The sequence below is a fragment of the Bacillus sp. MBGLi79 genome (assembly GCF_002953915.1).
Genome location: NZ_CP026521.1, coordinates 4,322,120 through 4,336,427 on the forward strand (window position 1 = coordinate 4,322,120; position 14,308 = coordinate 4,336,427).

The 14,308-nt window shown below is 44.0% G+C and carries 17 protein-coding genes; 1 reads left to right on the forward strand and 16 read right to left on the reverse strand.

Features of this window, described 5'->3' with window-relative positions:
* Positions 1-205 precede the first annotated feature (205 nt).
* The 7 genes from C1T29_RS22060 to C1T29_RS22090 form a co-directional block, all read right to left on the reverse strand.
* The gene (locus tag C1T29_RS22060; RefSeq protein ID WP_103750374.1) at positions 206-625 is read right to left on the reverse strand and encodes a hypothetical protein; all 420 of its coding nucleotides are present in this window, start codon (positions 623-625) and stop codon (positions 206-208) included.
* A 73-nt stretch (positions 626-698) separates the two neighbouring features.
* Positions 699-1,343, reverse strand: coding sequence for a DsbA family oxidoreductase (locus tag C1T29_RS22065; protein ID WP_103750375.1), 645 nt, complete (start codon positions 1,341-1,343; stop codon positions 699-701).
* Positions 1,344-1,666: 323 nt separating this feature from the next.
* Positions 1,667-2,350 carry a vWA domain-containing protein gene (locus C1T29_RS22070; RefSeq protein ID WP_103749268.1) on the reverse strand — a complete coding sequence of 228 codons (684 nt, stop codon included), beginning with the start codon at positions 2,348-2,350 and terminating at the stop codon, positions 1,667-1,669.
* A gap of 385 nt (positions 2,351-2,735) precedes the next feature.
* Positions 2,736-3,767 carry a stage II sporulation protein D gene (gene spoIID, locus C1T29_RS22075; protein ID WP_095432234.1) on the reverse strand — a complete coding sequence of 344 codons (1,032 nt, stop codon included), beginning with the start codon at positions 3,765-3,767 and terminating at the stop codon, positions 2,736-2,738.
* Positions 3,768-3,962: 195 nt separating this feature from the next.
* Entirely contained in the window at positions 3,963-5,273 is a 1,311-nt protein-coding gene (murA, locus tag C1T29_RS22080; protein ID WP_040081555.1) for a UDP-N-acetylglucosamine 1-carboxyvinyltransferase, read from the reverse strand.
* Positions 5,274-5,306: 33 nt separating this feature from the next.
* Positions 5,307-6,047, reverse strand: a complete 741-nt coding sequence (locus C1T29_RS22085) for a YwmB family TATA-box binding protein (protein WP_040081554.1) — start codon at positions 6,045-6,047, stop codon at positions 5,307-5,309.
* Positions 6,048-6,182: 135 nt separating this feature from the next.
* Positions 6,183-6,413 carry a DUF1146 family protein gene (locus C1T29_RS22090; RefSeq protein WP_003227691.1) on the reverse strand — a complete coding sequence of 77 codons (231 nt, stop codon included), beginning with the start codon at positions 6,411-6,413 and terminating at the stop codon, positions 6,183-6,185.
* A 169-nt stretch (positions 6,414-6,582) separates the two neighbouring features.
* Here C1T29_RS22090 and C1T29_RS22095 point away from each other — a divergent pair, with 169 nt between their 5' ends.
* Complete coding sequence (locus C1T29_RS22095) at positions 6,583-7,056, forward strand: hypothetical protein (protein WP_041521440.1); 474 nt, start codon at positions 6,583-6,585, stop codon at positions 7,054-7,056.
* 34 nt (positions 7,057-7,090) lie between these two features.
* Here the strand turns inward: C1T29_RS22095 and C1T29_RS22100 are convergent, their stop codons facing one another.
* The 9 genes from C1T29_RS22100 to atpI form a co-directional block, all read right to left on the reverse strand.
* Positions 7,091-7,489, reverse strand: a complete 399-nt coding sequence (locus tag C1T29_RS22100; protein WP_014478254.1) for a F0F1 ATP synthase subunit epsilon — start codon at positions 7,487-7,489, stop codon at positions 7,091-7,093.
* Between the two features lie 23 nt (positions 7,490-7,512).
* Positions 7,513-8,934 carry a F0F1 ATP synthase subunit beta gene (gene atpD / locus C1T29_RS22105; RefSeq protein ID WP_003235764.1) on the reverse strand — a complete coding sequence of 474 codons (1,422 nt, stop codon included), beginning with the start codon at positions 8,932-8,934 and terminating at the stop codon, positions 7,513-7,515.
* A gap of 25 nt (positions 8,935-8,959) precedes the next feature.
* Positions 8,960-9,823 (reverse strand): ATP synthase F1 subunit gamma, encoded by an 864-nt coding sequence (atpG, locus tag C1T29_RS22110; RefSeq protein WP_040081552.1) that lies wholly within the window; start codon positions 9,821-9,823, stop codon positions 8,960-8,962.
* Between the two features lie 76 nt (positions 9,824-9,899).
* On the reverse strand, positions 9,900-11,408 hold the full coding sequence (atpA, locus tag C1T29_RS22115) for a F0F1 ATP synthase subunit alpha (RefSeq protein WP_040081551.1): 1,509 nt from the start codon (positions 11,406-11,408) through the stop codon (positions 9,900-9,902).
* A gap of 16 nt (positions 11,409-11,424) precedes the next feature.
* Complete coding sequence (locus tag C1T29_RS22120) at positions 11,425-11,970, reverse strand: F0F1 ATP synthase subunit delta (RefSeq protein ID WP_014665718.1); 546 nt, start codon at positions 11,968-11,970, stop codon at positions 11,425-11,427.
* On the reverse strand, positions 11,967-12,479 hold the full coding sequence (atpF, locus tag C1T29_RS22125; RefSeq protein ID WP_003244051.1) for a F0F1 ATP synthase subunit B: 513 nt from the start codon (positions 12,477-12,479) through the stop codon (positions 11,967-11,969). Before atpF ends, C1T29_RS22120 begins: the two co-directional genes overlap by 4 nt.
* Before the next feature lie 162 nt (positions 12,480-12,641).
* Positions 12,642-12,854, reverse strand: coding sequence for a F0F1 ATP synthase subunit C (gene atpE, locus C1T29_RS22130; RefSeq protein WP_003151167.1), 213 nt, complete (start codon positions 12,852-12,854; stop codon positions 12,642-12,644).
* 45 nt (positions 12,855-12,899) lie between these two features.
* Positions 12,900-13,634 (reverse strand): F0F1 ATP synthase subunit A, encoded by a 735-nt coding sequence (atpB, locus tag C1T29_RS22135; RefSeq protein ID WP_014665720.1) that lies wholly within the window; start codon positions 13,632-13,634, stop codon positions 12,900-12,902.
* 7 nt (positions 13,635-13,641) lie between these two features.
* Entirely contained in the window at positions 13,642-14,025 is a 384-nt protein-coding gene (atpI, locus tag C1T29_RS22140) for an ATP synthase subunit I (protein ID WP_003243159.1), read from the reverse strand.
* Positions 14,026-14,308: the final 283 nt, after the last annotated feature.

The window sequence follows — 14,308 nt, forward strand, 5'->3', positions numbered from 1 at the left end:
TGTACAATTTGGTGTAAAACCCTTGGTTGCGAATCAATTGTAAATGGTTGCCCATCTCTTGAATCTCTCCGTCTTTTAGCACTAATATGAGATCTGCATCCTTAATCGTACTTAGCCTGTGAGCTATGACAATGCGCGTGCACTGATTGAACATCTAAATGAACCGGCCGAAAAAAGGTGTGAAAACCCTGCGCCAGCAAATGTTTTATTTACGAATCTTGACCAGCTGCCGCTCCTCAAAATAAAACATGCCTGCAATTTCATCGATGTATTTCTTTTTATCCAGCTTGACATGCTTGCCCAGCTGAAGAGCCTTTAGATCAATAAAAAAGTCTAAGCGGTCGTCTTTTTCTCTGTCTTCCTCACCGTCCCAGCAAGAGTAAACTTCAATATCTTCGCCATCGGCAATATTTGAATTGATATAGCTGAATAGCGCTCGTATACCATTTCCGGGTCTATGCAAACAGCCGGTTGCCTCATACACAAACGGCTTGCTGAATTTTGTTTTGATCATTTCGTACCCTTGATCAAGCTCATCGATGCTAATCAAACCTTCTTTTGTTTGGTCCTGGAAGCTCCCCAACGGAAGCTCCTGATCGGCTGCAATAAAATGATGGAGTGTCAACTGTCTTCCCTCTTCTTTCCGGTATAAAAAAGAACCCTATTAAAGGGTTCTTCAAATCGCTCATTTTTCCTGCTCAGCAGTTATTTCCGTCAAGGTCGCACTGCAAGCCGTCAACAGGTTTTTGTTTGCTTTCTTTTTCGATCACCTGTTCAAACACTTCCCTCGCAGCGGCCCCGGCGATCCGTTCATTGCCAATGATAAATGTCGGAACGGCCGTAATGCCTGCTTCTTCGTAAGCGTGTTGGAGCGCCTTCCGCTGCACGTCCTGATATGTTCTGGAGCTTAAAGCTTCTTTAAAAGCCTGCTCATCCAGTCCGGCTTCTTTAGCCAGCGCTGTTAATACGTCGATGTCGCCAATATTTTGATCTTCCTGGAAAAAGGCTTGATAAACCCGGTCATTGTACGCTTTCGCTTTACCGTGTTCTTTTGCAAAGTGATAGCCTTCATGAGCCAAATCTGTATAAGGATGCGGTGAGACGTTTGGCAGCTTCATGTTGACGCCCCAAGCCTCGATTCGCGGCTTAATGGCGCCGTCCCACATTGCCAATTTTGATGGATCATTTAACGGATCAAGCTGCTCCGATGGGCGCGGCCTCAGTTCGAATGGCAGCCACTCGACTTCCACATCTTTGCCTTCGATCGCTTTTTCGAATTGGTCTTTTCCGAGAAAACAGAATGGACAGACATAATCGGAATATACTTTAATATTTATCGTCATGTTTTTCTTCCTTTCTTTATCATATTTTCCAACTATAGCTGGATTCTTCTTTATGCTAGAATATGAAAATGCAAAAAGATATAGGGCAAGCTGCCTTTTGTGCTGCTTTCACTTTCTGTTCAAAATCACTTGAAATGCCGATGATATGTAGCCTTTTTCGCCCAAAAAGCATATACAGATTGTGACATGATTCATTCTTTTTTCGCCTTGATCATCACAGAAAAACGGAAATCTGCTACTATGCTACAGGCTGATACCTGATTACTTTTGAACATTATGTTACATACCAAAAAGAGGCTGACCGCTATCAGCCTCTTTTTTTCTTATTTAGATAACATCAATGATTGCTGAGTGAAGATTTTCTCAACATCTTTTTGTGTATAAGCAGGGAAGTATTCACCGCCGCCTACTTTCGCAATCGCGTTCAGCTGGCCTTTGTATCCCTCTTTATAATCAAAACCGATCACATTCACAGTGATATTGTCTTTTTGCAGTTCCTTTGCTGTTTTAATCGGATTTCCTCCGCACGTTTCCTCACCGTCTGTCAACAGATACACCACTTTTTCCACTTTTGCGTCAAGCTGGTCAAAAGAAGATTTCGCCTCATTCAGCGCTTTGGCAATTGGCGTCCAGCCAGTCGGCCCAATTGTATTAAGAGAATTGAGGAAGCTTTGCTCGTTAAAGCTTTGGAAGCCGTATACGTTGCGAATGGCTTCACATGACTGAACTTTTCCGGAATTTTTATTGTTTCCTTCAGAGCCAAACACACTCATTTTCACCTGAGTTCCTTCTGGCAGTGAGCTTGCAAACTTTGAAATTTCTTTTTTGGCTGAATTAAATTTAGAGACACCGTCTATTCTTTTCGCCATACTTCCGCTGGCATCAAGCAAGACTGCCACGTTCGCAGGAGCTTTAGCCTCCGTTTCTTTCTTTTCAGCTGCAAAAGCAGGTGAAGTTAATCCAAATAACAATCCCGTCATCATGATCAGTGAAAATCTTTTCTTCATGTTCGTACCCCTTTACCAATTTGTTTCTGCGTGCAGATGTTCAACGCTGAACATAACCTATCGTAATCGACAAAAACCGAGAAATAAATAGGGCGGGCTTCCCCATTGCTGTTGTTTACTTTTGCATAGAAACCTATGTTTTTATTAGTGATTTCCACCTAACGCTCCTATGAAAAAAGAAGATTGTCCGCCTTTCGGCTTTCGTTATATGAGTCTGTCGAAGTCTGTCGACAAATGTGGATGACTTTACCACAATCTTAAAACCTGCAATCAGGAAAAAAGGACTGGTCCTTAAAGACTGCCAGAAGCTCCTCTAAACCGTTTCAACCGTCCTTAGATAAAAGACATTCAGGAATAGAAAAAGACGCTCAATGAGCGTCTTTTTCTACTTTTTCGCCATATATTTATTCAAAAACGAATCGGCCTCAGAAATTTGTGTGCCCTGATAATAGTACTTCACGATGTCATCAACCGTTTTTCCTTCTTTCGCCATAAAATTCGCTCCGTATTGGCTCATCCCTACACCGTGGCCAAATCCTCTCGTCGTGACTGTAATTGTGTCTCCATTTCGCTTCCAATCAAAATCGGCGGAGTTGAGACCTAGCTTTTCACGTATGTCTCTTCCTTTCAGCGTCTTGCCGTTAATGACAGCTGTTGCGACCTGGTGGCCCGGTGTCTCTCCGGTAATCCTTCCTACTGCGCTAGACCCATCCAGCTTGACGCCAAGCTTTTGCTCAAACTCTGCCGCTGTAAAGGTTTTTGTTGACTTATATTTCGGAGACTTTTTATCCCATGGGCTTTTGACACTTTTTAAATATGGGATAGCACTTGTCCAATAAGCTTCTGCATTCTCTGTGTAGCCATTGCTTGTGGAGAAAAAGGAGGCTTCAATCGGCTGGTTGTTGTACGTTAGGATTTTGCCTTGCGTACTGGCAACCGCATCTGTGATTTTCTTCAGTTTTGCTTCATAGCTTGTGCCCCACTGCTTTTTTAGCTCCGCTTTGTTTTTATACACCTGGAACATCTGTGTATCATCCACCAGTGAACCTTTAGGGGCCTCAACCGCTGAATTTGACACCATCAGTCTGACAATAAATGTTCTGGCGGCGAGGGCCTGGGCTTTCAGCGCTTCAGGTTTAAAGGTTGCCGGCATTTCGGAGGCGACGACTCCAATCACATACTCTTCAAGCGGAATGTTTTCTACGGATTGATTTGCGGTTCGATAGACGGGAATAGAAACAGGTGATGTCTTCAATGTTTCTGCTCCTTTCGATGCTGGTTTCGTGCTGACTGCTGTCTTTTCTGATTCTACACTGGCCCCCGCTTCCTTATTATGCTGGAACGGTATAACCAAAAGGGTGGGAACCAAGAGAATCAATGCACATAGTACGGATAGTGTGATTGCGAATTGTTTCATATTCAGCTGCCTCCTGCTCGGGATTCGACTCTAGTCTAGTCTATGGGCAGGGACAAGCTAATATGACTCTCGTTTTGGACAGAAACTTTATTTGTCATTTACGTATTCTTTTTTGCTATTTTGCGCATAATGATGATAATACACAAAAAATAAAAAACCAGTATGCCAGAGTGACATACTGATTTTCAAGTAAGTTTATGCATTTAAGTCAGAAACGACTTCTTTATTCTCTTGCTCAGAAGCAGACTCATCATTTACACGTTCGATGTCTGCGCCCAGAGCGGCAAGCTTCTTATGGAAACCAACGTAACCGCGGTCTAAGTGCTTCAGTTCAGTAACACGTGTATGACCTTCAGCCACTAACCCCGCAAGAATCAGCGCTGCACCTGCACGCAAATCAGTCGCTGCAACTTCAGCTCCCTGAAGCTGTACAGGACCGTTAATGATGACAGAACGTCCTTCAATCTTGATATCACCATTCATACGGCGGAATTCTTCCGCATGCATAAAACGGTTTTCAAAAACAGTTTCTGTAATCATGCTTGTGCCGCTTGCACGAAGCAGAAGCGCCATCATTTGTGACTGCATATCAGTCGGGAAGCCTGGGTGAGGCATTGTTTTGATATCAATCGGTTTCAGTTCTTTCGGGCCGATGACACGCAGGCCTTCACCTTCATCCTTAATTGTTACACCCATCTCTTCCATTTTTGCGATTAAAGAGGTAAGGTGCTCAGGAACCGCTCCTTTTACTAATACGTTTCCTTCAGTGATTGCAGCAGCAACCATAAATGTGCCCGCTTCAATACGGTCAGGAATAATATGGTGTTTTACGCCGTGAAGCTTTTCGACTCCTTCAATTTTGATGGTGCCGGTGCCAGCTCCGCGGATTTTTCCGCCCATGCCGTTGATATAGTTTGCTAAATCAACGATTTCGGGTTCTTTTGCCACGTTTTCCAGCGTTGTTGTTCCTTCAGCTAAAGCAGCTGCCATAATCAGGTTCTCTGTAGCTCCTACACTTGGGAAGTCCAGATAAATTTTTGCGCCTTGCAGTCGGCCTTTTACTTCAGCTTCAATGAAGCCATTACCGACTTTGATTTCAGCGCCCATTGCTTCAAAACCTTTTAAATGCTGATCAATCGGTCTGGAACCAATTGCGCATCCACCCGGAAGCGCAACTCTTGCATGACCTGTACGCGCAAGAAGCGGCCCCATGACAAGCACAGACGCACGCATTTTACGAACATATTCAAAAGGTGCTTCAGTTTGCAAAGCGTATGAAGCATTCACAGTCACTTCATTATTCTCAAAATGCACATCTGCTCCTAAATGACGCAACACTTCGTTAATTGTATATACATCGGAGAGCGTAGGTACATCACAAATTACGCTTTTTTCTTCACTTGCTAATAAAGATGCAGCGATAACAGGTAAAACGGCATTTTTAGCGCCTTCAACTTTGACTGTGCCGTTTAACTTCTGACCGCCGCGGACGATGATTTTTTCCAAGGTATTCCCCTCCGCGTCCCTAAATTCTCTATATTAATATTCAGTCGTAACGATTGGTGTGCCAACCGTAACGGTATGTTTTCCGCCCATTCCTGCACTTCTAAGTGCAATTTGCAAATTCATCTTATGTTTCGAGGTCATAATGTACTCTTCCCACTCATCTGTAAACGCAGAAATAGAAACGAAATTTGGCTCAACTACATGTTCTACTGATCTTGCTTGAAATTCATTTAATAACTGATTTGCTTTTTTTTGCAAAACAATATTCATATTATCATCTAAATGACCATTTAGACAAGTAAAAATAACTACTTTTTCTTGGAATATCCCAAGTGTCTCCCGTTCAAACTGTTCATATGTATCATTCCAGCTATCCGGTGTCTCAAGACTCATTTGCTCATATAATAAATACGAAGTTGGGTTGTGTTTTTTGAGGGTTGTGACAAGCTGCAGTCTAAAAGAAGTGCGATTTTTTTTGTCAGTATATGTGCCAATTGCCTTTACGACTTTATCTTCCTGTGCAATCGTCCAATCATATTGACGATACTCTGATTTTAAACGTTGCACTTTTTGATCAAATTCTTTTTCGGTCAGTGACATGTTTTGTTTTGCATGCAATGTCCACTTATCTATTGACACATCTTGGCGTTCCATCCCCTCTGCTATTTGTGCCAACGGCGTTAATTCACTCGCATGAATGGTATGGAAAACAGCAATGACGAAGCTTAACATGACGGAAATCATAATGGCGTGGCTTACTTGTTTTTTCTTCATGTTTATCTCTCCCCCTTATCCCCAGTTTTACCGGAGGCAAGAGGCGCCATACGTAAAAATCTTCGTCAAAACTCGAGCTATAGCTTCAACCCCGCTTCCTCCAACCATTCCCATGATGACGATAGTCAAAACCTATTAAAATAGATAGGGAAGCTGCTGTGAATAATTGAGGTAATCTAAAAAGAAATTCGCAACCGCCGTTCCAATAGCGATTGTCAGCAAAATCATCAGGAGTCTTGCCTGCACGACTTTGCCTTTTTTGATTAACGGATCTATATTGACGGCTTGCAGCGCCCACCAAGTCACTGCTATAAAAATCAGGTGAACGACAATGCCGATTGCAGCCTGCTGTCCCAATACACTCATCTATTACACTCCTTTCTCTGCGCTCATACCCTTTCTTATTATATAAGAAGCGCAGATAAAGATGATACATTTTATACAGAACGGAATAATCAGCCAAATCTAGGGCTAACCCCCACTTAAAGTGTGATTCTTTTACATGATATACTTTATTGGAAAGGAGCTGGCAAATGTGAATCATTCTTTTTTTCAGCCTGAAAAGCAATATGGTGAGGACCTGCCAATTTTTGAACAGGAATGGGAAGCAATTGCATTCTATTATGATTATAGACAGTCACAGATTGAAGAACTGAATGAATTGTGTCAGTTTTTTAACATTTCTCTTACCTATACGAGAGAAAGCCTTGAAGAGCTGGAAAACCTCTATTTTCAAAGTATACAAGAGCTTTTGCTTGCTGATTGGAATCTTCCTATTGAAGAATTCGAGAAAATGATCAGTGTTTATCTTATAGATTGCGTGATTGCCCGCCATGAAGATGCTGAATGGGTTGTAAAACCTTATCCGTATAAAGACGGCGCTTATACACTGGGCTTTAGAAGACATCGCAAATCGTGGAATACCATGAATACCTGTGATGGTTTATACTTGCGCCAAAAAGAGGATCGCCCGCTGCTGTCGCTGTTTGATTCTCTAGTGCGTTCATAAAAAAATCCTTCTCATAAAGAGAAGGATTTTTTTCTTATTTCCCTGCTACATCCAATCTGTTCAAAGCCCGCTGTAACGCAAGCTCAGCCCGACGAATGTCAGTATCATCTGATTGAGAATTCAAACGCTCCTGCGCCCGCTGGCGTGCAGCTTCAGCGCGCTCTTTATCGATGCCTTCCGCTGTCTCGGCAGCCTGGGCTAGGATGGTGACCTGATCAGGACGGACTTCTACAAATCCGCCGCTGACGGCAACCATTTCAGTCTGTCCGTCTTTTTTCAGACGGACAGCGCCGATTTTAAGAGGAGCCACGGTTGGAATATGACCTGGCAAAATACCGAGATCGCCGCTTTCGGCTCTCACACTCACCATTTCGATATCCGCATCGTATACTGGGCCGTCGGGAGTAACGATATTGACTTTAACGGTCTTCATGCTTTTACCCTCCTAGGACCAGATTAAACTTCTACACCCATTTCTTTTGCTTTCTCAACAACTTCTTCGATACGGCCTACAAGACGGAACGCATCTTCTGGAAGATGGTCGTATTTACCGGCTAAGATTTCTTTGAAGCCTTGTACCGTCTCTTTTACAGGCACGTAAGAACCTTTTTGTCCAGTGAACTGTTCAGCCACGTGGAAGTTTTGAGAAAGGAAGAACTGGATACGGCGTGCGCGTTGAACGACAAGCTTGTCTTCATCACTTAATTCATCCATACCGAGAATCGCAATGATATCTTGAAGCTCTTTGTAACGCTGAAGCGTTGACTGTACTTCACGTGCAACAGCATAATGCTCTTCTCCAACAATTTCAGGAGCAAGGGCGCGTGATGTAGATGCCAACGGATCAACCGCAGGGTAAATACCCATTTCAGTTAATTTACGCTCAAGGTTTGTTGTCGCATCCAAGTGAGCGAACGTTGTCGCCGGCGCTGGGTCAGTGTAGTCATCGGCAGGCACGTAGATCGCCTGGATAGATGTAACTGATCCAACGTTCGTAGACGTGATACGCTCTTGGAGCTGACCCATTTCAGTTGCAAGCGTCGGCTGATAACCAACCGCTGAAGGCATACGGCCAAGAAGGGCTGAAACCTCAGAACCCGCTTGTGTGAAACGGAAAATGTTATCGATGAAGAACAGTACGTCCTGTCCTTGTACATCACGGAAGTGCTCAGCCATTGTAAGGCCTGTCAAAGCAACACGCATACGTGCGCCCGGCGGCTCGTTCATTTGTCCGAATACCATGGCTGTTTTGTTGATTACGCCAGAGTCACTCATTTCATAGAAAAGGTCGTTCCCTTCACGAGTACGCTCTCCTACGCCGGCGAATACAGAGATACCGCCATGCTCTTGCGCGATGTTGTTGATTAATTCCTGGATTAATACGGTTTTACCTACACCGGCACCGCCGAACAATCCGATTTTACCGCCCTTGATGTAAGGAGCAAGCAAGTCAACAACTTTAATACCTGTTTCAAGAATTTCAACTTCTGTTGAAAGCTGATCGAATGATGGCGCCTGTCTGTGAATCGGATCCTTTTTCGCATCCGCAGGAACCGGCTCATTCAAATCAATATTTTCTCCGAGAACGTTAAATACACGTCCGAGTGTTACATCACCAACCGGTACTGAGATTGGCGCTCCTGTATCTACAGCTTCCATACCGCGCTGAACACCATCCGTAGATGCCATTGCGATTGTACGTACTGTATCATCACCTAAATGAAGAGCGACCTCAAGCGTTAAATCAATACCTACTTCGTTTTCACTTGCAGCTGGCTGTGAAATTTTAATCGCATTATAAATTTCAGGCAAGTGACCGTCTTCAAAACGCACGTCGACGACCGGTCCTAATACCTGGCTAACGCGTCCTTTCTTCATCGCTATCCCTCCTGACAAAATCTTCCTATTCTAAAGCGGCTGCTCCGCCGACAATTTCCGTAATTTCTTGTGTGATGGCTGCTTGGCGAGCGCGGTTGTATGAAAGCGAAAGTGAATCGATAAGTTCCTTCGCGTTGTCCGTCGCATTTTTCATCGCCGTCATTCTTGCAGCGTGCTCACTTGCTTTACTGTCAAGAAGCGCACCGAAGATTAAGCTTTCTGCATATTGAGGAAGCAAAACCTCCAGAACCTCCTCTTCAGATGGTTCAAATTCATAAGACGCCGTTCTTTTTCCGCCGCTGCTGCCCAAATCAGATAACGGCAGAAGTTTTTTCTCCGTTACTTCTTGAGAAATGGCGCTGACAAAATGGTTATAAACAAGGTGCAGTTCATCAAACGCACCGTCTATAAACATTTGGATCGTTTGACGGGCAAGATCCTTAATTTCTGTAAACGTTACTTCATCTCCAAGCCCTGTTAACTCGGAAATGATCGGAATCTCACGCTTCCTAAAGAAATCACGGCCCACTCTTCCGATGGCAATCACCGCATACTCATCCTTAGACTGATGACGTTCCTGCATGGCCTGATAAGCACTTCGTAAAACCGAACTGTTAAAAGCGCCGGCAAGACCGCGGTCAGACGTAATGACAAGGTATGCCGTTTTTTTCACTTCTCTGCTGAGAAGCATCGGATGCTTCACGTTGCCGGAAACTCTCCCGACGTTTGACACAACCTCTTGGATTTTATCCATATATGGCACAAATGATTTTGCATTGTTTTCAGCACGATTCAGCTTAGCCGCAGATACCATCTGCATGGCTTTTGTAATCTGGCTCGTTTTTTTCGTTGACGTGATCCTTGACTTAATATCGCGTAATGAGGCCAAAGATTTCACCACCTTTTCTCTTCATCTGCGTAAAAAGAGAGAAAAAGAGAACCTTTTTCTCTCATCAGCATTCGAGTTAGTTGCTTGGTGCAAATGTACGTTTGAAGCCTTCGATTGCAGCTTTGAAGTCTTCATCAGCAGGAAGGTTTCCTGTTTTCGCAATTCCGTCAAGCAGGTCTCTATGGTTTTGGTCAAGGTACATGTAGTACTCTTCTTCAAAACGTCTGATATCCGCCACAGGAATATCATCAAGATATCCTTTTGTCAGCGCATAAAGAATGGCTACTTGGTTTTCAACCGGAAGCGGCTTGTTCAGATCCTGCTTCAGCACTTCAACTGTACGCGCACCGCGGTTCAGTTTTGCCTGAGTCGCTTGGTCGAGGTCAGAACCGAATTGAGCGAATGCTTCCAGCTCACGGTATGACGCAAGGTCAAGACGCAAAGTACCTGATACTTTTTTCATCGCTTTGATTTGCGCTGAGCCGCCGACACGGGATACAGACAATCCGGCGTTGATCGCTGGACGTACGCCTGAGAAGAACAAATCAGATTGCAGGAAGATCTGTCCGTCGGTGATGGAAATGACGTTCGTCGGAATATAAGCAGAGATATCTCCGGCTTGTGTTTCTACGAACGGCAGAGCTGTAATTGATCCTGCGCCTTTCGCGTCGCTAAGCTTTGCTGCACGCTCAAGCAGACGGGAATGAAGATAGAATACATCCCCAGGGAACGCTTCACGGCCTGGCGGACGGCGAAGAAGCAAGGACAGCTCACGGTAAGCAGCTGCTTGTTTAGAAAGATCATCATATACAACAAGAACATGCTTGCCGCTGTACATAAATTCTTCTGCCATTGTAACCCCAGCATACGGTGCCAGGTACAGAAGCGGTGCCGGCTGTGACGCAGACGCCGTTACAACAATTGTATAATCAAGCGCGCCGTGTTTACGCAATGTTTCTACTACGCCGCGGACTGTTGATTCTTTTTGACCGATCGCAACATATACGCAGATCATGTCTTGGTCTTTTTGGTTTAGGATCGCATCGATCGCAACAGAAGTTTTACCTGTTTGACGGTCGCCGATGATCAGCTCACGCTGGCCGCGTCCGATTGGAATCAGTGCATCGATCGCTTTGATACCGGTTTGAAGCGGTTCATGAACGGATTTACGGTCCATAACGCCTGGCGCAGGGCTTTCGATCGGACGAGTTTTGCTTGTCAGGATCGGGCCAAGTCCGTCTACCGGCTGGCCTAGCGGATTTACGATACGGCCGATTAACTCTTCACCAACAGGGACCTCCATGATGCGGCCTGTTCTTTTTACTTCGTCTCCCTCACGGATCTCACTGAAAGGTCCTAAGATGACGATACCTACGTTTGATTCTTCAAGGTTTTGAGCCATACCCAAAACACCGTTTGAAAATTCGACAAGTTCACCGGCCATACAGTTGTCAAGGCCGTGCACACGAGCAATACCGTCACCGACTTGGATGACTGTACCTACGTCTTGAACTTCAATATCAGATTGATAATTTTGTATTTGCTGTTTTATCAGTGTGCTAATCTCTTCAGCTTTGATGCTCACTTAGGTTTCACCCCTTCTATCGATTTTCTCCGGCTAATTGACGTTCGATGCGCTGAAGCTTCCCGCTTACGCTGCCGTCATAAATCCGGTTTCCAATGCGGACTTTAATGCCGCCTATTAAATCCGTCTGCACTTCATTTCTGATTCTCAATGAAGCGACTCCGGCTTTTTTTGCAAACACTTGTGATAATGGTAACATTTCTGCATCCGTCAGCGGTTTCACTGAATATACGATAGCGTCTTCTGTTTGACGGGCCACATTTGCGAGTTTGATAAACTCATCTGTGAGCTCAGGGACAATCGCGGCACGATGGCGGTCAATCAAAAGAAAAATCGTATTGAGTACGGACTGTGACAAAGAGCCAAATGCATGTTGAATCAGCTCTTTTTTCTTCGCAGCCGGCACCTTCGGATGGTTTAACACATCATTAAGCGCTTTTTCATTTTGAAATACTTGTTTTACAACAATTAGCTCTTCTTCTACTTGATTCAGCTGAGCAGACTCATTGGCTATATCAAAAAGAGCTGATGCATATCGTTTAGAGACAGCTGATCCACTCATCGGCTTTCTCCTACCTCTTTAAGATAGTCCTGGATTAATTTCTCTTGAGCTTGTTCATCCAGTTCTTTTTCGATCACTTTCGACGCAATCATGACAGAAAGAGACGCTACTTGCTCACGGAGAGCAGAAACCGCCTGTTCTTTTTCCTTCACGATTTCAGTTCTTGCTGCTTCTTTCAGACGTTCAGATTCTGCACGTGCAGCCTGAATAATCTCTTCTTTTTGCTTCTCTCCCAGTTTCTTTGCGTTTTCGATAAGAGTTTGGGATTCCTGTCTTGCTTCTTTTAAAAGAACGCGCTGCTCTTCAATCAGCTGCTGCGCTTCTTTATTTTTTTCTTCAGCAGACGTAATTTCTCCAGCGATGTGGTCTTCACGCTGTTTCATTATGTTTAATAGCGGCCCTAAAGCGTATTTCTTCAGAAGCGCTAATAAGATTAACATAGCTAACAGTTGGAACAGGATATCTCCGCCGTTAAACGACAATCCTAGTTCAAGTGGTAATTGAGACATCTACTACGGCAACTCCCTTCTGCAGGTTTTTCTTTGCTGATCCAGCAGCCGCACTTGTCTCTTTTCAGCCGGCAAGGCGGGATGCTTATCAGACATAAAGCAATGGCGAAGGTTCTCTTGGAATGATCTTCGCCATTTTTAGTTCATATAAGGCTTTTATGCTTAGCCAAAGAACGCTAAGAATGCGATAACGACAGCGATAATAGGAAGGGCTTCAACTAATGCGATACCCATGAACATAAGAGTTCTTAGTTCTTTACCTGCTTCCGGTTGACGGGCAATCCCCTCTACCGTACGTGAAACAATCAAACCGTTACCAATACCTGCACCAAGTGCGCCTAAACCAATTGCGATCGCAGCTGCTATTAAATTCATGAAAAAGTTCCTCCTTTAAAATGTTATCCGTTTGGATATAATGTTTTAATGATCATGACTGATTTTATGAGACATGTACACCATCGTCAGCATCGTAAAGATAAATGCCTGGATGGCACCAATAAATAAACTGAATGCTTGCCATGCCAGCATCGGCAGAATCGCGCCGACTGTACCGACAAGACCGAGAGCCACGCTTTGCGAATAGTGACTTGTCGCTAATCCTGCAAGCAGGCCGAGAAGAATTTCTCCGGCGAAGATGTTACCATAAAGCCGCAAACCGAGAGTCAGCGTATTCGCAAACTCTTCGATGATTTTCATCGGGAGCATGAATGGCACAGGTCTCAAATAGTCTTTGGAATATTCCTTGAGCCCTTTCATCTTCACACCATAGTAGTGGGTTAAAGCAACAACCATCACGGCTAGCGTTAATGTAATGGCAGGATCCGCTGTCGGAGACTTCCACCAGAGCTCATGTCCGATTGTAATAGAAAACGGCAGCCCCAGCATATTCGACACAAATATGTACATCAGCAATGTGACACCAAGTGCCAAGAAGTTAGCCCCTGTTTTTAAATCCATTGTACTGCCAATAATATTGCGGACGAAATCAACAATCCATTCCATAAAGTTCTGGGCTTTTCCAGGACGGATCGAAAGCGTTCTTGTCGTTAATATAGCAATCAATAAAACAATCACACTCGCCACAGTAATCATCAGAATGTTTGTCAGATTAAAAGTAAGACCTAGAAATTCTATAGTTCTGTAACCATGATTCAAAGGGTTTTCACCTCTCTTCCATTGATGAACGTTTAAGCTGGATAAAGGAATCTATCATAATGACAGGGTATATTGTCATTAATCCAATAACTGTACTTGCCATATGAAAATATTCGGGATTTTTATAGGCGACAGCCACAGCAAGAATCGCATTGCACCACCGCGCTGCGCTCCCGAGAGATCGTATGGACTTTCCTTTCTCAACAGCTCTGTCAAAAGCATTCATTCTCCTGACGAGCAGTAAAAAATTAAACAAACTGAAAACAGTTCCCAGAATAAGGCCTAAAAAAACGGTTTTATACGCTGTTAAACCATAACCCAGTACATACACTGCCAAAATGAACAATAAATATTTGCGTTGTCTGCTAAATGTAAGCTTGGGATCGTCCATCAATTATCTGTCTCCTGATGAAAAAATAATGTATAGCTTGGATACGGCAAAAATCAGCGGTTAACCCTTAGTAGAAGACCTTTTTTGATCGGCAAAAAACGGGCCTGTTCGAAAAAATCATTCATCCGCAAGCCTTGCAGGGATGCTGTTTCATTCGCTTAAATAAATCCTCATAATACGGGTTTGCTGAGAGGATTTACATTGGGGATGAGGACTATAATGAAAGCTATGAAAACCTTCTCATAATACCCTCGTTTAGCATACAATAGCCCCTAACATGTGT